This is a genomic window from Candidatus Binataceae bacterium (assembly GCA_035650475.1).
Taxonomy (GTDB): domain Bacteria; phylum Desulfobacterota; class Binatia; order Binatales; family Binataceae; genus JAKAVN01.
On sequence record DASRHP010000004.1, the window covers coordinates 23728 to 45687 of the forward strand.

Genomic DNA, 21960 nt, shown 5'->3' on the forward strand with positions numbered 1-21960 from the left:
ATGCGCGCCACAAAGCGGCCAAGGCGCGGCACGCCCGCGAACCGTCGCCAGGGATTCGCATCGCGGCCATTATTGTCTATGCTCCCATTGCCCGGCGCGGTCGCGGGTGAGGACGTGCCGCGATGCGGCCGCAACCGCTGATACAATCGGAGCACGGTGACGGATGAATCCGGAGCTTGACAAGGATGAGTGAAGAACTGCGCGCGCGGGCCAAAAAATGGCCCAAGGGAAACCATTACGAGGATTTCGAGATCGGCCGCGTCTATCACCATCATTGGGGCCGTACGCTCAACGACGGCGACAACAGCCTGTTCTCGACCCTGACCATGAGCTTTAACCCGCTGTACTTCAACGCCGACTACGCGCGGGCGCACGGCCACGACGGGGTGGTGCTCAATCCGATGCTGGTGTTCCTGACCGTCTTCGGGCTCTCAGTCGAGGACCTCAGCGAGGCCGGCGGACTTTTCCTGGGCGTGGACGAGCTCAGGTTCCATCGCTCAGTTTATCCCGGCGAGACGCTGACCGCGCGCTCGACCGTGCTCGAGAAGCGCGAGTCGAGCAGCCGGCGCGACAGCGGCATCGTCACCTGGCATACCGAGGGCTTCGACCGCCGCGGCGAGCTCGTGATCGATTTTCGCCGCACCAACCTGGTGACCAAGAGGACTGCCCAGCCATGAGCTACATGACCGACGAACGCAAGCTGATTCAGAGCACCGCGCGGGAGTTCGCGATGAACGAGGTCCTGCCGGTCGCCAACAAGCTCGATCCCGAGCAGGGCGACATCCCGATGGAGTTGCGGGACAAGATGGCCGAGCTCGGTTACTTCGGGATCCTGATTCCCGAGGAGTACGGCGGCCTGGGGCTCGGCGTGTTCGAGTACGCGCTGGTGACCGAGGAGCTTGCGCGGGCGTGGATGAGCGTGGCGAGCATCATCGCGCGGGGCAACTCGCTGTGGGGCGGCGTGACCGAGGAGGACAAGCGGCGCTACTTTCCGAAGATTGCACGCGGGGAGTGGTTGGGCGCCTTCTCGCTCTCCGAGCCCGACGCCGGCTCCGACCTCGCCAACGTCTCGTGCCGGGCGACGCGCGAGGGCGATCAGTGGGTGATCAACGGGAGCAAGACCTGGTGCACGTTCGCCGACGGCGCCGATTATATTGTACTGTTTGCGCGTACCTCGCCGTCGCCCGATCCCAAGCGCCGCCACGTTGGGATCAGCCAGTTCCTCATCCCCAAGGAGCGCGGCAGCTTTCCGCCCGGAATCAGCGGCGCGCCGATCCGCAAGATCGGCTACTTCGGCTGGAAGACCTGGGAGCTGCACTTCGACAACTTCAGGCTCCCGGCCTCGGCGTTGCTCGGCCAGGAGGGGCGCGGCTTTTACGCGATGATGTCGGGGTTGGAGACCGCGCGTGTGCACACGGCGGCGCGCGCGATCGGACTTGCGCGCGGCGCGCTCGAAGATTCGCTGGACTACGTCAAGCGGCGCGCGCAGTTCGGCCGCCCGATTGGCGAATTCCAGGTGATCCGCTTCAAGCTCGCCGAGATGGCGGCCAATATTGAGGCCGCGCGCCAGCTGATGTACTTCGTCGCCACCGAGGTGGACAGCAAGCGGCGCTGCGACAAGGAGGCCTCGATGGTGAAGTGGTTCGCCTCCGAGATGGCCGAGCGTGTGACGAGCGAGGCCCTTCAGATCCACGGCGGCTACGGCTACACCAAAGACTTCGCGATCGAGCGCTACTGGCGCGATGCGCGGCTGACCAAGATTTTCGAAGGCACCTCGCAGATCCAGTTGCGGGTGATCTCGGACCGGTTGCTGGGGCCGCTGGAATAATGGGGCCGGGGGTGTAATGGAAACAAGCGGATCTGCGCCGGCGGTGCATAACCTTACCGCGCGCGACAATTACTTCGAGGATTTCGACGTCGGCGATGTCTACGAGCACGCGCGCGGCAAGACCGTCGGCGAGATCGACAACGTGCTGATCACCAATTTGGTGCTTAACACCGCGCAGGGCCATTTCAACGAGCACATGATGGCTTCCGGGCCGATCGGCCATCGCATCACCTTCGGCGGTGTCACCGCTTCGCTGGTGATCGGGCTGGCGATGCAGGACACGGGTGAGCAGGCGGTGGCCGAGCTGGGACTGGACAAGATCCGCTTTCGCACCCCGGTCCTGCATGGCGACACGCTCTACGCGTTTTCGGAAGTCGTCGACAAGCGCGACTTCGACGCGCGTGCGGCGGGCCGCCCCGATCTTGCGCACTACCATCCGGGCGAGGTCGGCGAAGTGCGCTTCCGCCATTGGGGCGTCAATGAGCGCGGGCAGGTGGTTTTTGAAGGCGAGCGGCGCGTGCTGCTCAAGCGCCGCTCGTTCGTGCCGCGGGCAGCGAAGCCGCCGGCGGCGGCAGCGCGCGCGCACAAGAGCGCGGCGCGGGCGCGCAAAAGGCGGTCGGCGGCGGGCGCGCGCGTGGCGGCGAAAAAAGGCGCCGCCGCGCGGCGGCGGCGCAGGTAGGCTGCCGGCGTTGCGCGACGCGGGCGGTCAGGGAAGGATTACAGCGATGCGACTACGCAGGTCGGAACTCTCCACCCCGGGCAGCAACGAGCGCATGATCGAGCGCGCCGCCAAAAGCAGCGCCGACCTGGTCTTCCTCGACCTCGAAGATTCGGTCGCGCCCAGCGAAAAAGTCGCCGCGCGCGCGAAGGTCATCGCCGCGCTCAACAATCTCGACTGGGGCAGGAAGACCCGCGCCGTGCGGATCAACAACGTCGAGACCGAATACGCCTACCAGGACGTGATCGAGCTGGCCGAGAAGGCGGGCGACAAGCTCGACGTGATCATCATTCCCAAGGTCAAGACGCCACGCGATTTGTGGTTTGTCGATACCCTGCTCTCCGGGATCGAGATGCGGCTTAAGCGCAAGAAGCGGATCGCGCTCGAAGTCCTGATCGAGGAGGTGCAGGCGCTGATCAACGTCGAGGAGATCGCGCGCTGCACGCCGCGGCTGGAGGCGATAATTTTCGGCCCCGGCGACTTCAGCGCCTCGCAGGGCGTGCGCTTCCCGGCCAAGGGCGCACCCGGCTACCCGGGCGACATGTGGCACTACGCGCGCAACAAGATAGTGGTCGCCGCGCGCGCCGCCGGCATCGACGCCATTGACGGCCCCTTCGCCGATTTTCACGATCCCGAGGGCTACCGGCGCGAGGCGACTTGGGCGTCGATCCTCGGCTTCGTCGGTAAATGGGCGATCCATCCAAGCCAGATCGACCTCGCCAACGAGGTTTATTCACCGACCAGGGAAGAGGTGGAGCGCGCGCGCAAGCTCGCCGCCGCCTACGCCCAGGCCGAGGCCGAGGGGCTCGGCGCGGTGACCTACGAAGGCGTAATGATCGATGTCGCCTCGGTGCGCATCATCCGCAACATCATCGAGCGCGCCGATCTTATCGGAATGTAGGCGCGCGCGACGCGGATGCGCCGCGGGCGAAGGAGCAATGGAGCAGATGAACGAGGAAACCGCTGCGCGGATCAAACGTTTGGACGCCGCGATTTCGACCTACGTGCGGCCCGACACCTTTCCGCTCGCGATCCGGATGCTCAAGCCGGGCGAGCCCTTACCTGAGGACGTGCGCGTTCCGAGCCGCAGCCTCAAGGAGCAATGGATCGTATGTCAGTCGATCGGCGTGGCGCGGCGCTACGGATGGGGTATCGCGGTTGGCCGCGACGACGTAATCTGTCCGCTCTCGGCGATCGCCTTCGGTTTCCGCAAGCCCAACGACGAATATCTCAAGGGTTTCGCCGCGCTCGGGATGTACTGTGAGAACGAGGAGGCGGCCTCGAAGCTCGAAGCCAGCACGTGGAAGTTCGAACCCGGGGCCTACGACTACGTATGCGTTGCGCCGCTCAGCCGCGCACGCTTCGAGCCCCACGTCGTCGCAGTGTACGCCAACAGCGCTCAAGTGCTCAGACTGGTGCATGCCGCGCTCTACCGCCGCGGAGGCCGTGTCACGAGCACTACCGGCGGCCGGCTCGACTGCGCCGAAATCGTTATCCAGACGATGACGACCAGCGAGCCCAAGGTGATTCTGCCGTGCACGGGCGACCGCGTCTTCGGGATGGCGCAGGACACCGAGATGGTGTTCGCCTGCCCGTGGGAGTATGCCGACGAGATCGTGGCCGGGCTGGAGGGCACGCACAAGGGTGGCATCCGCTACCCGATTACGGTCGATATGCGCTCGACCGTGACGATGCCGAAGACCTATCAGGACCTGATGAAAATGCTAAGGGAGCGCGACGAAAGCTCCCGCAGTTGAGCCCGCCGCACCCGATACCCGGCTGCCGCTCGATGCGGCAGGCCCCCTGCGTGGAAGAAAGCGAGGTGCTCGGCGGCCGCCTCAGGCGCGAGCTTCAGGCGGCGGTGCCCGGTTGAAAGCCCGCGCGCGAGCGGGTGGGCGAGGACGGTTCAGGACCCCGCCCGCTTGCTATTTTTCGATCTTCAGCAGCCAAAGCCCGCCGCTTCGCTGCTGTTCGACCACCGAGTAGCCTTCGGCTTCGGCCGCCCGCGGGATATCGCGCGCGCCGCGCGGATCGTCGAGCGTCAGCTCCAGCACTTCGCCGCGCGCCATCCGCTCCAGGTGCACTTTGGCGTGCGCCCAGTTGAGCGGGCATTTGACCCCGCGCAGGTCGAGCTTGAAGATCGCGCCGCGGGCTTGCACAGCGATCAATCGTAGCCGATCGCGCGGCCTTTGTACCCGTCCGCGCCGCGCCCAGGCGAGCGCGCCGACGCGGCCCGTCCGCTACTTGGAGGCTTCCAGCCGCTCGCGCGCCCGCTCCAGCACTCGCCGCATTACATCCTCGCTCTGCGCGCCGACCAGCGGCCAGTCGCCGATGAAAAACGTCGGCACGCCACTGACGCCGAGCTGGCTGGCGGCCACGGCGTGGTTGCGGATGCGGATCGCGTACTGCTCAGAGGCGAGCGCGTCGCCGAGCGCGGCGCGCTCGATTCCCACTTCGGCCGCGAGGTCGAGCAATGCGTCACGAATTCCGATGTTGACGCCCTCGGCGAAGTAGGCGCGGAAGATCCGCTCTTCGAAGGACTCGCCCAATCCGGCGTCGGCGGCGAATTCAGCGGCCTGGAGCGCGAGCAGCGAGTTGGCGTACATCTTCGGCGGTTTCATCACGACCCCCGCCGCTGCGCCCATCGCGCTTATCCGCTCCCACATCGCCTGGCGCGTTTTGGGATCCATCCCGGGCCGGAACTGCGCGGGCGGCAAGCCCTCGGCGGGCCATTCCGGGTGTATCTGAAAGCCACGATGGGTGACGGTGAAGTCGAACTCCGACTTGAGCTTTCGCAACACGGCGAAGCCGATGTAGCAGAAGGGTCAGATGAAGTCGGAGAACATTGTGATGTTGATCGCCATCGCCTACGCTCCTTGGTTCCGACTATATGCGCCCCCTGCGGTGGGGAAAAGAGGGCTGGCGCACTGCCGCGCGCCGTGCGCTTGAGCCCATCTGCTCCGCGCGCGCAACTTTCTGCGCCCCGCGGGCCTGTGTTAGTACGTAGGGCCACAGGCAGCGGGCGCGCGGTCGTTGGAGCGCGAGCGTGCGCACGCCGGAGGAAACATGATTGCCGATAACCTCAGACTCGACGGCAAGGTCGTAATCATCACCGGCGCCGGGCGCGGATTGGGCCGCGCGATGGCGCTCAAGCTGGCCGAGGCCGGCGCCGACCTGGTCGCCGCCGCGCGCACCCGCGAACAGCTCGAAGAAACCGCCGCCGCCGTGCGCAAGACCGGCCGCAGATGCCTCATCGTGCCCACCGACGTTTCGCTCTCGGAGGACATCAACGCGATGGTGGCGGCGACGATCAAGGAGTACGGCCAGGTCGACGTGCTGATCAGCAACGCCGGCGCCGGCGAGGACGCCTTTGGCAAGACCATCGATCAGATCACCGACGAGGAATGGCGCCGCGGCATCGACGTCAACCTCTCCAGCCAGTTCTTCGGCGCGCGCGCGGTAATCCCGTACATGCTCCGGCGCAAGCGCGGCAAGATAATCAACGTCGCCTCGGGCTACGGCTTGCGCGGCGGCAAGCACAACTACATGTACGCCTGCTCCAAGGGCGCGGTGTTGCAACTGACCCGCTCGCTCGCGCTGACCTACGCCGACGACAACATCCAGACCAACTGCATCGTCCCCGGCATCTTTCCGCACAACGAACGGCTGATGGCGTTTTTCAAGGGCGGCAAGTTTATCCCGATGGGCCACGGCGGACAGGACAGCGACCTGGGTCCGCTCGCGCTCTTTCTGAGCTCCGAAGCTTCCAACCACGTCAACGGCGCGCTCATCGTGGTGGACGGCGGCGGCCTCGCCGGCGGCGTCACCCCCACCGGCGTCGCGCCCCAGCCCAGCGCTTAGCCGCAGCGAGGATGCCATGGCGCTTCCACAGGGGTTCAACGAATTTGCGCTTACCGACAAGGGTGCGCTGGTGCTCGGCGCCGAGCATCCGACGGGCCGCGTCGGCGCGGTCGCACTCGCAGAGGCCGGCGCCAAGTTGATGATCGCCTCGCAGGAGCCCGGCACCGAAGAGATGCTGAAGGAGACCGCCAAGGCGGTGCAGGCCGCCGGCGGCAAGCCGCCGTTCATCCAGGTGCAGAACGCGTCGATTCGTGCCGACCTGCGCTCGACGATCGACGCCGCGGTCAAGCGGCTGGGCGGGCTGGAGGCGATGGTGGTCGCGCTCGACGCCCCGTACTACGCGCCGGCCGAGGCCGCCGACGACGCCGCCTTCGACCGCGTGATCGAAGGCAACCTTAAGGGCGTATGGATCGCATGCCAGGAGGGCGGGCGAGCGATGCTCCAGCACGGCGGCGGCTCGATCGTGATCGTCAGCTCGGTGCTCGCCGAGCGCGGTGTGCCGGGCGCGTCGCTGTACTGCGCGGCCAAGGGCGCGGTGGCCAATCTCGTGCGCGCGCTGGCGCTGGAGTGGGCGCGGCAAAAGCTGCGCATCAATCTGCTCGAAGCGGGATGGTTGGCCGAGGAGGGCAGTCCTGCGCTGGCCAACGACGAATTCGCTCGCAGCCTGCTCAAGTACCTGCCGTACAAGCGGCTGGTGCAACCCGAGGAACTGGCCGGCGCGCTACTTTACCTCGCCTCGCCCGCCTCGGCCTTCGTCACGGGCGAAGCGCTCGCGGTCGACGGCGGCCTGCTCTGCCGGGTGTAGGTCGGCGACTCAGCCGAGCGCGGCGATCAGCAGGACGGCGCTTTCCTCGAGCGCCTCGACCGCGTGGGGTACGCCGCCCTCGACCATCGCCAGCATCCCCGGCCCGACTTCGCGCTCCGCGCCGGCGGCAGTGAAGCGGATCCTGCCCGAGAGGACCTGAGCACTGGCCGCCTTGCGCGCGGCATGCTGGCGCAGATGGGCGCCCGGCTTGAGGATGAGCAATGACACCGTCAGGTCGTCATTCTTCACGATGCTCGTCGAGGCACGATCGTTGGCTTTCCACTGTGGCCCGTTGATCACGTGGCGGCGCGCTTCATCGAGCACGAAGACCGCGAACGGAGCACGCGCCCGCTCGCCGGTTTTGTCCTGATGATCCATTGGCCGATCCCTCCGTACCGACTTGCGAATCAACTGCCCGCGCGGCGTCAGCGCACAAACGGCGACATCAGCGACAGCCCGCCGTCAACCATGATGGTCTGCGCGGTGAGAAAGCCCGCCTCGGGCGAACAAATCAGGCAGACGATCGCGGCCACTTCGTCGGCGGTGGGGACGCGCCCGAGCGCGCTGCGCGCGGCGGCGGCGCGCGCCACCCGCTCGAAATCCTCGCCCATGTACATCCGCGACGAGTCGCTGTCGATGAGCGCAAAGTTCACGCCGTTGACCGTGATCGCGCGCGGGCCCAGCTCGAAAGCGAGGTCGCGCACCATGCTCTCGAGCGCCGCCTTGGCCGCGCCGAGCACGCCGTGGCCCGGGGTGTAGCGGATCGAGTCGATGCCGGAGATGATCACGACCCGGCCGCCCGCGTCCATCAGCGGCGCCGCCTCCTGCACCATCGCGACCAAGCCGCCGACGCTCAGATTGAAGGTGCGCGCGAGATTATGGGGCTTAACCTCGAGCAGCGGGCGGAAGGCGGTCGCCGCGGCGTTGGCGACCACGATATCGAGGCGGCCGCAGGTTTCGCCGACCCGCCGCACCATCGCGCGCACCTGCCCGTCGTCGCCCAGGTCGGCCTGCGCGAGAATCGAACGCGGGGCGAGCGAGCGGACTTCCTCAAGCGTGCGGCGTGCGTTGTGCTCGTCGCGCCTGTAGTTGAGCGCCACCGTCGCGCCCCCGCGCGCCAGGCGCAGCGCGATCGCGCGTCCCAGGCCGCGCGTGCCGCCGGTAATCAGCGCAACTTTGGCCGCAAATTCGCCCATCAGAAAAACAGCTTACCAAAAGCTTCCGCCAGATGGTAAAAAGAACAATCGAGCGCGTGCGCTTTGGAAGTACCCGAGATGGTCCGGATTAAGCGCGCCTACGAGCCCGCCGCCTCCCGCGACGGCGTGCGAGTGCTGGTCGATCGGCTCTGGCCGCGCGGCGTCACCAAGGAAAAGGCGCGGATCAGCAAGTGGATGCGCGAGTTGGGGCCGAGTGACGCGCTGCGTCAGTTCTTCGGCCACGACCCCGCCCGATGGGAGGAGTTCCGCCGCCGCTACCGCAAGGAGCTGAGCCGCCCGCAGGCGCGCCGGATGCTCGACGAGCTGGCCGCAATCTCGGCGCGCGGCACGCTCACGCTGGTTTACAGCGCGCGCGACGAGCAACACAACCAGGCGGTCGTGATCAGGGAAGTCCTCGAGGAGATGAGCTAGCGGCCGCCTCCGTCGGCGGCTCGGCTCGTCCGGCGACGGCCGGGTCCGAAGCCGCGGCGCTGCGATCGTCGTACGGCGGCATCCCATAAACAAACCAGTACGAATTGAATCCCGAAGCCGGCTGCTGCGCCGTTTTCCAGGGGACGACGCCGTCGGCGTAGGGCGGTTCGCCGTAAACGAACCAGTAGGAATTGAAGCGCGGCTGCCCAACCGCTGCGCGCGAAGGGCGCGCCTGAACTGCGCCGGAGGGTCCGCCGGCGTTCGCCTGACCGGGCCTAATGGCCGAGCACACTATCCCAAGGGCGAGAATCATGCCCACTGCGGCTTTCTTTCGCATCACCATTCCGTCCTCCTCGCGCCGGCAACCGGCTTGTTTCATTGGTCTGAATGCATATACAAGAAACATTCCGTGGTGCGCGGGCAAGATTGGTGCGCGGCGGGCGGGAAAACGCTTATCAGCAAACCCCGGAGCTTTGCGCAATCAGCGAAACCTGGCGCGAAGTGCGAACTTTTGCGCCTCATTTGAACTGACAGCCCCGTTTCTTGTATTGGCAATTATATGAAGAACGGCGCGGGTAAGATGGCCCGTGATTGCTTCGCTCTGCGGGTCCGGATGCTCAATCGGGTCGTCAGCGCAATTTACGACGACGCGCTGGCCCCGCTCGATCTGAAGGCGAGCCAACTAAACGTTCTGGTTGCGGCGTCGCTGCGCCCACGGGCTCGCCCCGCCGAACTCTGCAAACGGCTCAGGATGGACGAGTCGACGCTGAGCCGAAACGTGCAACGGATGCGGCGGCGCGGGTGGCTGAGGCTCGCCCCGGACAGCGACAGACGGAGCCACTGGATAGCAGCGACCCGCCAGGGCCGTATGCTTGTCGTCCGCGCGTTTGCGGCCTGGAGCACGGCACAGAAGGAGATTGAACGGCGGCTCGGCAGGGACGGCCAGGCCGCCCTTCGCATGCTCGCCGGAAAGCTTCTTTGACGGGGAATTACAGCGATCCCGGGAGCTCGACCAGCGATTTGATTTTGACCCACTGATGCGGCTTGACGTCGATCTTCTGGTTGCCGCCGGGACCGCGCACGACGTACTCGCCGGGCTTGAGCGCGACGCGGAAATTGCCCTGGTCACAGTCGCCGGTTGCGACCAGCTTCTTGTTGTCGGCGTCGTAGATCCAGATGCACTCGCCGATCACGCCCGACAGCGCGCTCCCGCCCTTGATCGCGCCCGAAAAGCCGTAAACTCCCGATTCCACTTCGTCGCTCGCGGCCGCGGCGGGCTTGGCTGAGGGCTGCCGCTCCCTGGCGAGCGCGCGGCCTGAGATGCCCGCAGCGGCGAGGAGAAGAGCTGCACCGGCGAGCGCGGCGCCTCGTGGGGCATTGCGCATGACTACCTCCCGGTCTCCTCGGATAACGCTGCCCGAGTCTATTCGGTTCCGGGGCGGCGACGGAAGTCATCGATCCAACGGCAAGGTTTGCACGCGGCAGCGATTGGCGTCATAGTCTTTCGGCGACGTTGGCTGCGGCCTTAGGGGGGAGCGATGGCAGGCACGGAAGAGTCGCGGATCGGCAAAGGCACCAAGCTCTCGGGCAAGCTTCACTTTCACGGCACCGTCCGCATCGAGGGTGAGGCCGAGGGGGAAATCGTCGGCGACGAGATCGTGATCGCCGAGGGGGCGGTGGTTTCAGCCAAGATCACCGCGACGCGTCTGACCATCGCCGGTACCGTCAGCGGCGAGATCACCGTGCGTCAGCGGTTGGAGGCGCTGCCCACCGCGCGGCTGCGATGCACCGTCAACACGCCGAGCCTGGTGCTCAACGAAGGCGCGACCTTCGACGGCGACTGCCGGATGCCGCGCGACCGGATGGCCGCCTAGGCGGCGCGGGCGCTCAGCGCGCGCGCTCGGGCGCAAAACTCACCAGGACAGTTTCGACCCCGTCGCGCGCGCGGTACCGCACGACCCGTCCGGCATCGTCGATTTCGATCTCGTCGGCGTCGCCCATCCGGGGCTCGAAAATCCAGCGCCGGCCCGCCTCATCGCGCCGCCGATAGGTCTGCTTGTAGGAATTTACGATGAGCGTGGCGGGGTCGATCGTCGCCACCCGCCCGATCCATCGCGCCTGCCCGCGGGCGCGCGCGCGCGCGATTATCAACGCCTTGCACACGACGAGATCGGCGTCCACCTCGCGCATCCGCCCGAGCTTGGCGCTTACGCTCTCGCGTCCGCCGACCGCGCTGAGATGGCCGCGGATGATGTCGTCGGCGGTTTCGTAGTCGGCGCTGCGCGAGAACGGGCCGCGCCGGTAGCGGACGGCGACCGCAACGATGAGCCCACTTGCCTCCGCGAGGCGAGCGTCAACCTCATGGCGATTGAGTCCGTCGGGCGTGCGCCGTGCGCCCCGCAAGCGCTCGCGCGCGAGCGTCTCCTCCTCGACGGCGATCAATTCGCCCGCGCGGCGCAACTCGTAGCGGTATTCGCCCGCGGGCGGCAGCGCGGGCGCGACCGAGGCTTCCTCAAGCGCCATCGGTGAGCATGCCGGTCAGGCGCGCGGCCAAGGCCGGCGCCGCGGCCTCGTGCTTGAAGTACACGTATATTTCGTCGACCTCGGCACGCATCCGCCCCAGCCGTTCCGCCCATTGTTTCAGCGCGGCGTCATCGTAGCTCTCCATACGCAGCCGCGCGTACACGAACGGCGCGGTGCACTCGATCGGGCTCTTGAGGCGGTCGCTTTCGGCGATGCAGAGCGCGGCGCCAGCGTCGGCGAGGACCTCAAGTACGGAGTCGGCGAACCATGAGCGATTGCGGAACTCGAAAGCAGGGCGCAGACGGCCGCCCACCACCGCCAGAAAGTCGCGTAATAGCCCGTCGTCGCGTTTGAGGTCGGGCGGCAACTGGAAGAGGGTGGGGCCGAGGCGCTCGCCCAGCGCCGTCACAGTGTCGGCGAAATAGCCGAGGCTGTCGGCGGCGTCGCGCAGGCGGGCGATATGGGTGATGCGTTGCGGGGCCTTAAGCGCGAAGCGAAAATCAGCCGGCGTCTGCTCGGCCCAGCGCTCCAGCATCGCCCGCCGCGGCATTGCACGGAACGTATAGTTTATCTCCACGGTCGGCAGCCGCTCAGCGTAGAAGGCGAGCATCCGTGCCCCCGGCAGCTTCGCCGGGTAAAATCCGCCCAGCCATTCCTTGTAACTGAAGCCTGAGGCTCCGATACGCACGCGCGCCGCCATCGGCGATCGAAGCTATTCGCGTCGGCGGCGTCCGACAAGCCGCCAAGCCTTGGATGAGCGATGGCGAAAGCGCGAAGGCCCGATTAAACAATCGCAAGAGTCTTTCATCCAGGCACTGAATTTCATGTTATAAGATGTTATTAGGCTCATAATATCTCTTAAGCGCGTAGAGTCGGAGCGCTGCCTCAAAAAATCTGCGTTAGACGCCTACCGCGCTTCTTTCATTAGTGCGGTATCTATCCTAATAATGCACAATAAGGGCGCAGTTTGGTCGAATTAGGCTGGCCCCGGCATTGGCGGTTGGGGATGGGATCAGTTGCGGCAAAGGGGATTGGAAGATGGCTCTGACTGGCGCGAAGGTGCTGACGGTGAACGAGTTGTCGGAGTACCTGCGGGTGCACCGCTCGACCATTTACCGCCTGCTCAAGAAGGGACAGCTGCCGGGCTTCAAAATTGGCAGTGATTGGCGCTTCAACGTTGAAGCGATCGATGAGTGGCGCTTGCAGCAGGGCGCCGCGCAGCTCGAAGAGCTGCGTGCCAGTGAAGTCGGGCACTAGGATTCCCTAGGCAACCAATAGGCTGAGGCTGGCAGCCGCGGCTACGGCTGCCGGCCTCGCGCATTCTGGCCTGCGCGTTCCGGGACGCCGGCGGGCACGGGCGAGTGTGTGTGCCGACCCTGCGCGGGCTTGGCGGGCGCCGCGCTCATCCCTTAGACTGGGTCGACGATGGCCAGCGAGGTTTCCCACAAGACGCGATTTTTCACCGAATCGGTCATCCGCGAGATGACTCGCCGCGCGCTGGCGTGCGGGGCGGTCAACCTTGCGCAGGGCTTCCCCGATTTCGCCGCCCCGGCCGAGCTCAAGGAGGCGGCCAAGCGCGCGATCGACGAGGATTACAACCAGTACGCGATCACGCACGGCTCGCCCAACTTCCGGCGCGCGATCGCCGACAAGGTGCGCGCCTACAATCGCATCGAATGCGATCCCGATCGCAACGTCACCGTGACCTGCGGCGCGACCGAGGCAATGGTGGCCTCGATGCTGGCGGTCATCAACCCGGGCGACGAGGTCGTCATCTTCGAGCCGTTCTACGAAAACTACGGCCCCGACGTGATCCTGGCCGGCGCCACTGCGCGTTACGTCGCGCTGCGCGAGCCCGATTTTGCAATCGACCGCGGCGAGCTGGAGGCGGCTTTCGGTCGGCGGACGAAGGCGATTGTGATCAACACGCCGCACAACCCCAGCGGCAAGGTCTTCGGCCGCGCCGAGCTGGAGTTGATCGCAGAGCTTTGCCGCCGCCACGACGCGCTCGCGATAACCGACGAGATTTACGAGCACATCATCTTCGACGGCGCACGCCATCTGTCGATCGCGAGCCTGCCCGGGATGGGCGAACGCACGATCACGATAAGCGGGTTGTCGAAGACCTACTCGATAACCGGATGGCGGCTGGCGTACGTGGTCGCGCCCGAGCGGCTGACCGGCGCAATCCGCAAGGTCCACGACTTCCTCACCGTCGGCGCGCCGCATCCGCTTCAGGAGGCGGGCGCGGTGGCGCTGCGGATGCCCGAGGCGTTCTACGCCGAGCTGCGCGCGATGTACGAGCGCAAGCGCGCGGCGCTGCTCGGTGCGCTGCGTGGTGCCGGGCTGCGCTGCTGGATCCCGCAGGGTGCCTACTACATCATGGCCGACGTCGCTGAACTCGGATTTCACGACGACCTGGAGGCCGCCGACTTCTTCCTGGACCAGGTCGGCATCGCTGCGGTGCCCGGTTCGAGCTTCTACCATCGCGCCGAGCTCGGCAGGCGAATGCTGCGCTTCACTTTCTCCAAGAGCGACCAGACGTTGGCCGCGGCGGCCGAGCGCCTTGCGCAACTGGGTGGGAAGCTCGCCGCTCGCCGCCGCTGAAGCGCGCTCTGGCCCACGGGCTAAAGCCCGTGCCCCGGAAATATGACCTCTCTTCCGAGCGGCGCAGGCCGAAGCCTGCGTCTCTGCCGACCTTCGGCCTTTGACCGGGGAGGGAGCTGACGGTTCAGTCACCGAGGAAGCGGCGGCGCACAAAGACCTCGCCCAGGATAAGCGCGATCACCAACGGCAGCAGGTAGGGGTCGGCGCTGCGATAAACGGTGACCAGCGCGCCGCGATGGCGCAGGACCTCGGCCGGAGTGGCATTGACCGCGCCGCCGGTCGCCTGCGCCAGCCGCTGCAGGAGCCCGACATTGGACGGCCGCAGCCGCAACTCGGCCTCGTCGGGCGAGGCGGAGCCGGGCACCGCAACCTCCCGCCGGACCAGCACGCGCTCGGTGTCGCCGTCCTTGGTCATCAGGGTGACGTTGTACTTGCCGCGGCGCAGTGGTGCCGATTCGCCGGTGTAGATCGCGCGTCCGGCTTCCGTCATCGGCACGTCGAGCGCGCCGCCGGCGCCCGTGATACGGCAGACCAGGTTATTGACCGGCTGGCTGTCGGCCTTCTCAGCCTCCAGGCGCAGGACGCCGCCGGGCGCATTGACGATTCGCAGGCTGAACAGCCCCGAGTCGCCCTGGCGCATCACCCAGCTCGTCAGCTGCGACCAGAACTCGGCGTAGCGGTTCCATCGCACCCAGCTGAGCGAGGCGGTCGAGTCGGTGTCGGCGGCGAAGATGGCGCTGCGTCCCAGCCCGTATTGCCAGGCGGCAAGCAGCGGCGAAGAGCTGTCGGCGTGGCGGATCCGCAGCGGCACCGCAGCGCCGTCCTTGGGCACGGTGGTCGCTAACAGCCCGATCGGCGGAATCTCGCGCGGGCTGATCCCGGCCAGGATCGAGCTTTCGCCGGCGTATTCGAGGTGAGTTTCGCGCCGGCGGCGGTCGGAGATCGCCTGATGGGTCAGGCGGACGAGCAGGAGCGGGAGCTTGCGAATGTCCTCGACGCGGTAAAAGGTGCCGCCGGTCACCTTGGCGAAATCCTGAAGCAGGCGGAGGTTTTCGAGGTCGGGGCCGATGCGGATGGTCGAGACCGGAATGTGCTGCTTTCCATAATCGGCCATCAGCTGATCGTGATCGTGGTACTGGCGGTTGGTGTCGCCGTCGGTCAGCAGCAGGACCTGGCGAACCGGAATCCCGCTGGCGAGGATCTCCCGCTCGGCGATCTCGAGCGATTCCTTGAAATCGGTGCCGCCGCCGGGTTCCAGGCGCTCGATGCGTTTGATCAGGTCGTTGCGGTTCTCGCCCACGGGGCCGAGATGCGCGAGCACGTAGGGCTCGGAGTCGAAGGCGATAACGCCCGCGTAGTCGGTGTCGTCGAGCTGGTTGAGCAGCGCGATCGCCGCCTCCTTGGCGTAACGGATGCGCTCGCCGTCGCGCACCGCGGGGTAGCGCGAGTTGTAGCTCATCGAGTTGGAGCGGTCGATCAGGAGGTACACCGCGATTGGCTCGCGTGAGGGCGGCGGCGGCTGTGGCGCGAAGTTAATCGGCAGCGTCTTCTCCAGCTGACCGTCGTGGAATTTCTGATCGCGCAGCGCATCGCCGGTCACCACCAGGCCGCCGCCGTAGTCGCCGACGTAGCGCGCCAGCGCCCCCTGCACCGCGGCTGGCAGCGCCGCTGCACTCACGTCCACCAGGATCACTGCTTGGTAGGATAGGTAGGCTTCCGGATTATCGGGCAGTGCGTGCGGCGGTGCCTCCTGGACGTCGTACTGGCGCAAGCGCAGCGCGCTCAGCAGGCTGTCCGGCGGCGTGGCCGACACCACCAGCACGCGTGGCGGCCCGATCACCGAGACCGCGGTCTCGGCCCGCGGGTTGACCGTGGTGAGCGGCGGTGCGCCCTCGACCTCGGCCGTCAGCAGGTAGGCGCCGTAGTGGTCGATGCGGTAGGGCAAGGTAAAACGGTTGAAGCCCGGCTGGAGGACGACCTCGCGATGGCCGAGCTCGCGGCCGTTGCTCAACAGGCGCACCTTGGCCGCCGCCGGCGCGCGCGCCTCGCTCAGAACGTCGAGCCTGAGCGCGAAGCTGGCGTGCTCGCGCACCGGGGTCGGCGCCTGGAAATCGACCAGCGCGACGCGTCCTGCGGACGACGGCGGCGGCGAGGCCGCGTACAGTCGCACGCCCTGCTCGATTAGCGCGGGCAGTTCCGCAGCCGCATGGCCCTGGGTCTCATTGCCATCGCTCAAAAGCAAGATGCGTTTTTCGGCGCGCGCGGGCATCAGGCCGAGCGCTGTGGTGAGCGCGGCAGCGATGTCGGTGCCACCGGGATCGATGTCGGCGCGCGGGACTGCGCCGGTCGCCATCCGCGGATCGCCCAGCGGCGAGACCAGGCGGGTGCTCCGGCCGAACTCGATCACGGCGAGCTGGTCGCGCGGATCCATCGCGGCGCGCAGCGCCGCCACCTTGTGGCGCATCCACTGCAGCTGATCGGGGGCAAGCGAGCGCGAGGCGTCCATCGCCACGACCACCGCCATCCGCCGCGCGGGCATCCTGAGCGGCAGACGGAGGCCGGCGAGCATCGCGACTAGGGCCACGATCAGGCCCAGGCGCAGCGCGGCCGCCGCGCCGCCCGCGGCCCATCGCCCCGCCCGCATCGCCATCACGCCCGGAATTGCGGCCAGCGGGGCGGCGAGCAGCAGCCACAGCAGCTCCGGCCGCTCAAACATTCCGTACCCTCCAGCGCATCGCCTTGCGCGCGAGCAACGCTGACTCGACCAGCATCGCAGCCAGCGCAAGCGCGATCAGCCACGGCGCAAGCGGCGCGACATGCATTGTGCCTGCGCTTTCCGCTTTCGTGGTCGGCCGCGCGGGAGCAGAGGGCCGCGCCGGCCTGGCGGACGCCGCGGCCGAGATGTCCGACTCGGCGGCGTCGAAGTAGTTGGCGTAAACCACGCTGCGTCCGGCGCTTGAGACGATCTCGTAGCGTCCGGCTTCGAGCGGGCGCAGATGGACGCGGCCGATCGCGTCGGCCCTGACCGTGTGCGCCGAGCCGTCGGGTGCGATGATTGTTGCGCTGGCGCTCGCCGGCACGCTGACCGCGTCGCCGGTCGAAACAATCTGCAACTCCTGCGGGGCGAGCAGGCGCTTGACCATGTCGATGGTCAGAACCAGCGCTTCGAGTTTGTCGGGATCGAGCAGCAGGTGGTCGCGCACGTTGAAGGCTAGCAGTCCGGTGGCGCCGCGCGCGTCGTAACCGAAGGCGGCGAGCGCGAAAGAGGCGCTGCTGGCCGCGTCGGTGCCGCGCGCGACCACCGACATCCACGAGGGCAGCGCGAGGATACGTGCGGGACTGAGCAGCAGCGGCTGGCCCAGCGTCTGGTCAGCGCCACGCTCCTGCATCTCGGCCATCGCCACGCTGCCCACCACGGGCAGCTGTCCGGCTGGCGGCGGGGAATGCTCCAGCCACGGTTGCGGATAGATGACGAGGCGCGCGGCGGCGTCAATGCCGGGGTCGTAGGCGTCGTGGATCACCGCGAGACGATAGCGCGGCGTGCCGGCCAGCCTGAACTTGGCCGGGTCGGCCGTCGTCACGATGAGATTCTGGTTCACCGCCAGCAGCACGCGCGCCAGATCGTCGCGCACGTCGGGATCGGGCGAAAGCACCAGCACCTTATCGGGCTTGTCGTTGGACGCGTAGGCCCAGCGCTCGTTGTCGGCGGCCAACGGATCGGGGGTCAAAATGTGGGCGTGAACCACGCCCCCGTGTTTGAGCGGCCCGAACGGCACCACCGACTGGCCGCGCGGGTCGAGCACGGTCGTGATGTGAAGCACCTCCTTGCTGTCGAGATCAACCGTCAGCTCGCACAGCCGCGCCTGCTCGGAGAGGTTGCGCACGATCAGATGACCTTGCGAAGAGCCGACCGCTCCGGATTCGAGCGCGATGATCGCGAGATTGCCCTGCGGCGCACCGACCTGGTGGAAATGGACGCGCACACCGGGCCCGGCCGCGCTCAACGCATCGCCGGTCGCCGGGCGGTCGGCGAACACGTCGATCTCGGCAGCGCCGCGCGCTTCCATCAGGGCCGTCCGCAGCGCGGCCGCGCGCGCGGGCAGCGCCATCGGCTGAAGCGCCTCGATCGTGCGGCGGACGGCGGCCTGATGCGCGCTGGGCGCCTGGCGTACCGCGGCTTCGAGCGCATAGCCGATCACGCTGAAGGAATCACCGGGCCGCGCCGAATTGACAAGGTCGAGCGCCGCGCGGCGGGCCTCTTCGATGCGTGTGGTGCGGCCGTCGCGCGCACTCATCCCCGCGCCGAGGTCGAAAACGAACGCGCGGCGCGCATGATGCGCCGGGGGCGGCGGGCGCAGCACGTACAGCCCCGCCAACGCCATCGCGAGCGCGCCCAGCGCCGCGGCCTCGAGCCAGAACAGAAGATCGGTGCGCAACACGCGCGAGCTCGCCATCGGCGCCGACAGTTCCTCGAACAGCATCAGGCTGGAGACTTCCAGAGTCGGCTTGGCCCGCGCGCGCAGGTAGATCGCGACCAGTACCGCGAGGCTTGCAAGATAGACGAGGTTGCGCGGATTGAGCAGACCCATCGCTACCTCATCACGCCCAGGCGCGGGAACTCGCGCATGATGATCTCTTCGAAGTGGGCCGCGCCGAAGGCCCGCGAGTAAATGACGCCGTGGTTGGCGCAGTATTGGGCCAGCTCGCTCGACAGCCGCTCGGCCCGTCGCCGGCAGGCCTGGGCCGCCGCAGGCCCAATCGCCACCTCGCAGATTTCGCCGCTCTCGGAGTCGCGCAGGCGGTAGCTGCCAGGCGGATAGTCGCCGTTGGCCTCGCGTTCGCCGAGGACGTGCACCACTTTGACCTCGTGACGCGCGGCGAGCAGGCGATCGAGCGCCTGTTGGTATTCGCCCGCCGAAACCAGGAAGTCAGAGATCAGGATGGCGACCCCGCCCCCGCGGCGCTCCAGGAGCAGGCGACCCACCGCGTCGGCCATTCGCGTCTCGCCGCCGCAGCGCACGCCGGTTACGAAGGGGCGAAAGGCTGGGTAAAGTTCCCGCCGCCGATGGAACGGCGAGTTGTGCAGGCGCGTTCCGCCCATCCGGGTGGCGGTGAAGATGCCTAGGCGCACGGCGTCGTTGCTCGCCATCGCGACGTACGCGAGCGCCGCGCCCAGGCCGAGGGCGAGTCCGAGCTTATCGTCCCCCGCCGGAACGCCCATCGAGGCACTGGCGTCGACCAGGATGGTGACCTCGACTTCGCGCTCGGCGCGGAAGGTGCGGATCATCAGCTCGTCGAGACGCGCGAAAGCGTTCCAGTCGAGAAAGCGCAGGTCGTCGCCCTCGGTGTATTCCCTGAAATTTTCGGGCTCGATGCCGAGCCCCTGCACACGGCCGAGCGTGCGCCGCCCGGCGCGCACGGTGCGCGCGCGCTGGACCCCGAGCATCAGGCCGTCCAGCCGGCGCAGAAAGTCGGGCTCGAATGCGCGCGCCTCGAGCATCGCAGCCAGTCCGCTTCAGGCGCGGGTGGGGCGCACCGCCTGAATGACGCGCTCGACGATGTGGCTGGCGTCGATGCCGTCGGAGTGGGCCGCGTAGTTCAGGGTGATGCGATGCTGGAGAGCGGCGTGTGCGACCTGGTCGATGTCCTCGTAGGCGACGTTGGCGCGGCCGTCGAGCAGCGCGCGCACCTTGGCGCCCATGATCAACGCCTGCGCGCCGCGCGGACTGGAGCCGAAGCCGACGTAGCGGTCCACCGCGTCCACCCGCAAACCGTTGCGCTGCTGGCCGACGAAGCGCGAACCGCCGGGCTGCGTCGCGCGCACCATCCGCGCCGTGTAGTGCTCGATCGCCGGCGCCACCATCACCTCGCGCACCAGATGCTTAAGCGCCTCGATCCGCTCGGCCGCCTCGCTGACCGGAAAAACCGCTTCCACCCCGGCCTCCTCAGGGCCGGTCGTGCTCGAGACGATCCGCACCAGTTGGCCCTCGTCCGGATACTCCAGCTTGACCTTGAATAGGAAGCGGTCGAGCTGGGCCTCGGGCAGCGGATAGGTGCCTTCCATCTCGATCGGGTTGAGCGTCGCCATCACGAAGTAGGGCGGCTTGAGCGCGTAGCTGGTGCCGGCGACCGTGACCTGCAATTCGGCCATGCACTCGAGCAGCGCCGACTGGGTCTTGGGAGTTGCGCGGTTGATTTCGTCGCCGAGCAGGATATGGCAGAACACCGGACCCGGCTGGAAGGCGAACTCGCGCCGGCCGTCTTCGCCGGCGACGATCACGCGGGTGCCCGTGATATCGGCGGGCATCAGGTCAACGGTGAACTGGATGCGGTTGAAGCTCAGGTTGAGCGCGAGCCCCAGCGTCTTGACCAGGGTGGTTTTGCCGGTACCGGGCACGCCCTCGATCAGAACGTGGCCGCCGGCAAAGAGCGCGCTGAGCAGTTCTTCGACCGCCTGTTCGTGGCCGATAATGACTTTGTGAATCTCGGCCTGGATGCGGCGGAAGGTGCGGGCGAAGTCGGCGACGCTGGGCGCTTCGAGGGTGGCGACTGCATTCATCGTTCAAATACCCGTTTGATCGTCACGCGGTCGGCCACCGGCACCGAGGCGCGTTCGAAAGGCTCGTCAGGATACTGGCTCGCGTTGAGCTTGCTCTTGACCCGGGCGGGCACGTAGGCCGGCGCCGAGTCGCTGAAACCCTCATCCGAGGGTTGGGCTTCGATCGGAATCTTGAAGGTGTCGTTGCCCAGCGGCGGCTTGTCGGCGTCGCCGAACAGATGGTCGGGGTCGGTCCCCGAGCCATGGTTGGCTCCACCGCCGCCGTTGGGCCCAGCATCGGCGAGCCGGGTCTGGTCTTGCGACGGATGCTGGGCCGAGGGCGCGTCGTTGGCGCCGGGCTCGTCGCCGTTAAGCCCCTTGAGAGCGGCCAGGCCGCTGAGGTCGGGCATCCCCGGATTCGGCGCGCCGTTGGAGGGCTGGCTCGGACCCGCCGACTGGCTGTCACCGGCGCCCTGGCCTGAGCCATTCTCCTGGCCCTGCTGCGATTGCTTCTGCCGGCGCTCCGCAGTCTGCTCGCCGGGACTGCCCGCCGGGGCGGCGGCGTCGTTGCCCCTCTTGTCGGTGATCTTGAGCCGTGCGGGCGATCGCACGGGAGGCTTGCCGCCGGTCAGCTTGTTCTGGAGCGCGCTGGCGACGTCGCGTGCGTCGGCCATCAGGCGCGAGGCCGGGCCGTTGTGCTGCGCGCTGCTTTGCGCCTTGGCCAGCTTATCGGCGAGTTTCTTAAGCGTTGCGGGGTCGGCGTCGATCTGGGCGCTCTGGGCAGCCGAAGGATCGGCGGGGCGGATGTCGAGGTCTCCGAGATCGATCGCGGCCTCGCCGGGAACGGCCTTCTGGTTCGCGCTCAGCCGCGCTTTGCGCGCGCCCAAGGCGAAGTGAAAGACCAGCGCGGCGAGCGCGGCGGAGGCGAGCGCCGAGTACAGCCATCGCGAGATCGGTCGCGGCTGAACCCTCGACGGCGCGAACTCCTCGCGCAGCGCCAGCGTATCCTCGACCAGATACGGCCACAGCGCCGAGCGCTGCCCGCCGCGCGCCGCGCCGACCATCGTGGTCAGCCGGCCCTTGAGCGCCGCACGCTCGTCGGCGATGCGCGCCGCGCGCTCCTCGCTGGCGTGCATCCGCCAGGCTGCGCGCACGCTGTTCGCCACGCCGATCACCGCGGCCACCGCGGCAATCAGCGCGAGTGTCAGGAAAGTGAGGGCGCCTACGAGAAACGCCGCCGCCACCGCCAGCGCGGCGGCGCACAGGACGAACGTCAGGGCGCCGAACAACCCATGCTGAAGGGCCAGCGCGTTCAGCCGGAGCCGGATCGAAGCTATCTGGCCCAGGATGAGCCGAAACTTCTCCTCGCCCTGCGGTTCTTCCGCTCGGTACGGCATTGAGGGACCCGCCTCGCGCCCTGCACAGACCGGCGAAGACGTATTGACAACAATA

General features: G+C 67.5%; 24 protein-coding genes. 12 read left to right on the plus strand and 12 right to left on the minus strand.

Going from position 1 to position 21960, the window contains the following annotated elements; translation table 11 throughout:
* The first annotated feature begins 185 nt into the window (after window positions 1–185).
* The 5 genes from VFB33_01000 to VFB33_01020 are packed head-to-tail and all read left to right on the plus strand — an operon-like array spanning window position 186 to window position 4303.
* Window positions 186–677 (plus strand): MaoC family dehydratase, encoded by a 492-nt coding sequence (locus VFB33_01000; protein ID HZO80245.1) that lies wholly within the window; start codon window positions 186–188, stop codon window positions 675–677.
* Window positions 674–1828, plus strand: coding sequence for an acyl-CoA dehydrogenase family protein (locus tag VFB33_01005; protein HZO80246.1), 1155 nt, complete (start codon window positions 674–676; stop codon window positions 1826–1828). Before VFB33_01000 ends, VFB33_01005 begins: the two co-directional genes overlap by 4 nt.
* 43 nt (window positions 1829–1871) lie before the next feature.
* Window positions 1872–2507, plus strand: a complete 636-nt coding sequence (locus tag VFB33_01010) for a MaoC family dehydratase (protein HZO80247.1) — start codon at window positions 1872–1874, stop codon at window positions 2505–2507.
* Between the two features lie 46 nt (window positions 2508–2553).
* Complete coding sequence (locus tag VFB33_01015) at window positions 2554–3447, plus strand: CoA ester lyase (GenBank protein HZO80248.1); 894 nt, start codon at window positions 2554–2556, stop codon at window positions 3445–3447.
* Window positions 3448–3493: 46 nt separating this feature from the next.
* The gene (locus VFB33_01020; GenBank protein HZO80249.1) at window positions 3494–4303 is read left to right on the plus strand and encodes a DUF169 domain-containing protein; all 810 of its coding nucleotides are present in this window, start codon (window positions 3494–3496) and stop codon (window positions 4301–4303) included.
* Between the two features lie 168 nt (window positions 4304–4471).
* Here VFB33_01020 and VFB33_01025 read toward each other — a convergent pair whose 3' ends face one another.
* Together VFB33_01025 and VFB33_01030 are read right to left on the minus strand one after the other, a co-directional pair.
* Entirely contained in the window at window positions 4472–4705 is a 234-nt protein-coding gene (locus tag VFB33_01025; GenBank protein ID HZO80250.1) for a sulfurtransferase TusA family protein, read from the minus strand.
* A gap of 81 nt (window positions 4706–4786) precedes the next feature.
* Window positions 4787–5359 (minus strand): DsbA family protein, encoded by a 573-nt coding sequence (locus VFB33_01030; protein ID HZO80251.1) that lies wholly within the window; start codon window positions 5357–5359, stop codon window positions 4787–4789.
* Window positions 5360–5612: 253 nt separating this feature from the next.
* Here VFB33_01030 and VFB33_01035 point away from each other — a divergent pair, with 253 nt between their 5' ends.
* Complete coding sequence (locus VFB33_01035) at window positions 5613–6407, plus strand: SDR family NAD(P)-dependent oxidoreductase (GenBank protein HZO80252.1); 795 nt, start codon at window positions 5613–5615, stop codon at window positions 6405–6407.
* A 16-nt stretch (window positions 6408–6423) separates the two neighbouring features.
* The gene (locus VFB33_01040) at window positions 6424–7212 is read left to right on the plus strand and encodes an SDR family oxidoreductase (GenBank protein ID HZO80253.1); all 789 of its coding nucleotides are present in this window, start codon (window positions 6424–6426) and stop codon (window positions 7210–7212) included.
* Window positions 7213–7221: 9 nt separating this feature from the next.
* Here VFB33_01040 and VFB33_01045 read toward each other — a convergent pair whose 3' ends face one another.
* Together VFB33_01045 and VFB33_01050 are read right to left on the minus strand one after the other, a co-directional pair.
* Complete coding sequence (locus VFB33_01045; GenBank protein ID HZO80254.1) at window positions 7222–7590, minus strand: cupin domain-containing protein; 369 nt, start codon at window positions 7588–7590, stop codon at window positions 7222–7224.
* A 47-nt stretch (window positions 7591–7637) separates the two neighbouring features.
* On the minus strand, window positions 7638–8408 hold the full coding sequence (locus VFB33_01050) for an SDR family oxidoreductase (GenBank protein ID HZO80255.1): 771 nt from the start codon (window positions 8406–8408) through the stop codon (window positions 7638–7640).
* A 78-nt stretch (window positions 8409–8486) separates the two neighbouring features.
* Here VFB33_01050 and VFB33_01055 point away from each other — a divergent pair, with 78 nt between their 5' ends.
* Together VFB33_01055 and VFB33_01060 are read left to right on the plus strand one after the other, a co-directional pair.
* Window positions 8487–8840: a DUF488 family protein gene (locus tag VFB33_01055; GenBank protein HZO80256.1), complete on the plus strand. Its 354-nt coding sequence runs from the start codon at window positions 8487–8489 to the stop codon at window positions 8838–8840.
* A 559-nt stretch (window positions 8841–9399) separates the two neighbouring features.
* Window positions 9400–9822 carry a MarR family winged helix-turn-helix transcriptional regulator gene (locus VFB33_01060; protein HZO80257.1) on the plus strand — a complete coding sequence of 141 codons (423 nt, stop codon included), beginning with the start codon at window positions 9400–9402 and terminating at the stop codon, window positions 9820–9822.
* Window positions 9823–9829: 7 nt separating this feature from the next.
* On the opposite strand, the gene VFB33_01065 is transcribed toward VFB33_01060, so the two are convergent.
* Window positions 9830–10093, minus strand: coding sequence for a hypothetical protein (locus VFB33_01065; protein HZO80258.1), 264 nt, complete (start codon window positions 10091–10093; stop codon window positions 9830–9832).
* Between the two features lie 285 nt (window positions 10094–10378).
* Here VFB33_01065 and VFB33_01070 point away from each other — a divergent pair, with 285 nt between their 5' ends.
* Complete coding sequence (locus VFB33_01070) at window positions 10379–10714, plus strand: polymer-forming cytoskeletal protein (protein ID HZO80259.1); 336 nt, start codon at window positions 10379–10381, stop codon at window positions 10712–10714.
* 13 nt (window positions 10715–10727) lie between these two features.
* Here the strand turns inward: VFB33_01070 and VFB33_01075 are convergent, their stop codons facing one another.
* Both VFB33_01075 and VFB33_01080 read right to left on the minus strand, forming a co-directional pair.
* A complete protein-coding gene (locus VFB33_01075; protein HZO80260.1) occupies window positions 10728–11363 on the minus strand; it encodes a hypothetical protein in 636 nt (211 codons plus the stop codon).
* Window positions 11353–12063 (minus strand): DUF72 domain-containing protein, encoded by a 711-nt coding sequence (locus VFB33_01080; protein ID HZO80261.1) that lies wholly within the window; start codon window positions 12061–12063, stop codon window positions 11353–11355. Before VFB33_01080 ends, VFB33_01075 begins: the two co-directional genes overlap by 11 nt.
* A gap of 338 nt (window positions 12064–12401) precedes the next feature.
* On the opposite strand from VFB33_01080, the gene VFB33_01085 reads away from it, so the two are divergent.
* Both VFB33_01085 and VFB33_01090 read left to right on the plus strand, forming a co-directional pair.
* Window positions 12402–12620: a helix-turn-helix domain-containing protein gene (locus VFB33_01085; protein ID HZO80262.1), complete on the plus strand. Its 219-nt coding sequence runs from the start codon at window positions 12402–12404 to the stop codon at window positions 12618–12620.
* Window positions 12621–12788: 168 nt separating this feature from the next.
* The gene (locus VFB33_01090) at window positions 12789–13970 is read left to right on the plus strand and encodes an aminotransferase class I/II-fold pyridoxal phosphate-dependent enzyme (protein HZO80263.1); all 1182 of its coding nucleotides are present in this window, start codon (window positions 12789–12791) and stop codon (window positions 13968–13970) included.
* A gap of 124 nt (window positions 13971–14094) precedes the next feature.
* Here the strand turns inward: VFB33_01090 and VFB33_01095 are convergent, their stop codons facing one another.
* The 5 genes from VFB33_01095 to VFB33_01115 are packed head-to-tail and all read right to left on the minus strand — an operon-like array spanning window position 14095 to window position 21905.
* The gene (locus VFB33_01095; GenBank protein ID HZO80264.1) at window positions 14095–16686 is read right to left on the minus strand and encodes a VWA domain-containing protein; all 2592 of its coding nucleotides are present in this window, start codon (window positions 16684–16686) and stop codon (window positions 14095–14097) included.
* Complete coding sequence (locus tag VFB33_01100; protein HZO80265.1) at window positions 16679–18559, minus strand: VWA domain-containing protein; 1881 nt, start codon at window positions 18557–18559, stop codon at window positions 16679–16681. The genes VFB33_01095 and VFB33_01100 overlap by 8 nt, the downstream gene beginning before the upstream one ends.
* A gap of 2 nt (window positions 18560–18561) precedes the next feature.
* A complete protein-coding gene (locus VFB33_01105) occupies window positions 18562–19470 on the minus strand; it encodes a DUF58 domain-containing protein (GenBank protein ID HZO80266.1) in 909 nt (302 codons plus the stop codon).
* A 15-nt stretch (window positions 19471–19485) separates the two neighbouring features.
* Window positions 19486–20529 (minus strand): AAA family ATPase, encoded by a 1044-nt coding sequence (locus tag VFB33_01110; GenBank protein HZO80267.1) that lies wholly within the window; start codon window positions 20527–20529, stop codon window positions 19486–19488.
* Window positions 20526–21905, minus strand: a complete 1380-nt coding sequence (locus tag VFB33_01115) for a hypothetical protein (protein ID HZO80268.1) — start codon at window positions 21903–21905, stop codon at window positions 20526–20528. Before VFB33_01115 ends, VFB33_01110 begins: the two co-directional genes overlap by 4 nt.
* Window positions 21906–21960 lie beyond the last annotated feature (55 nt).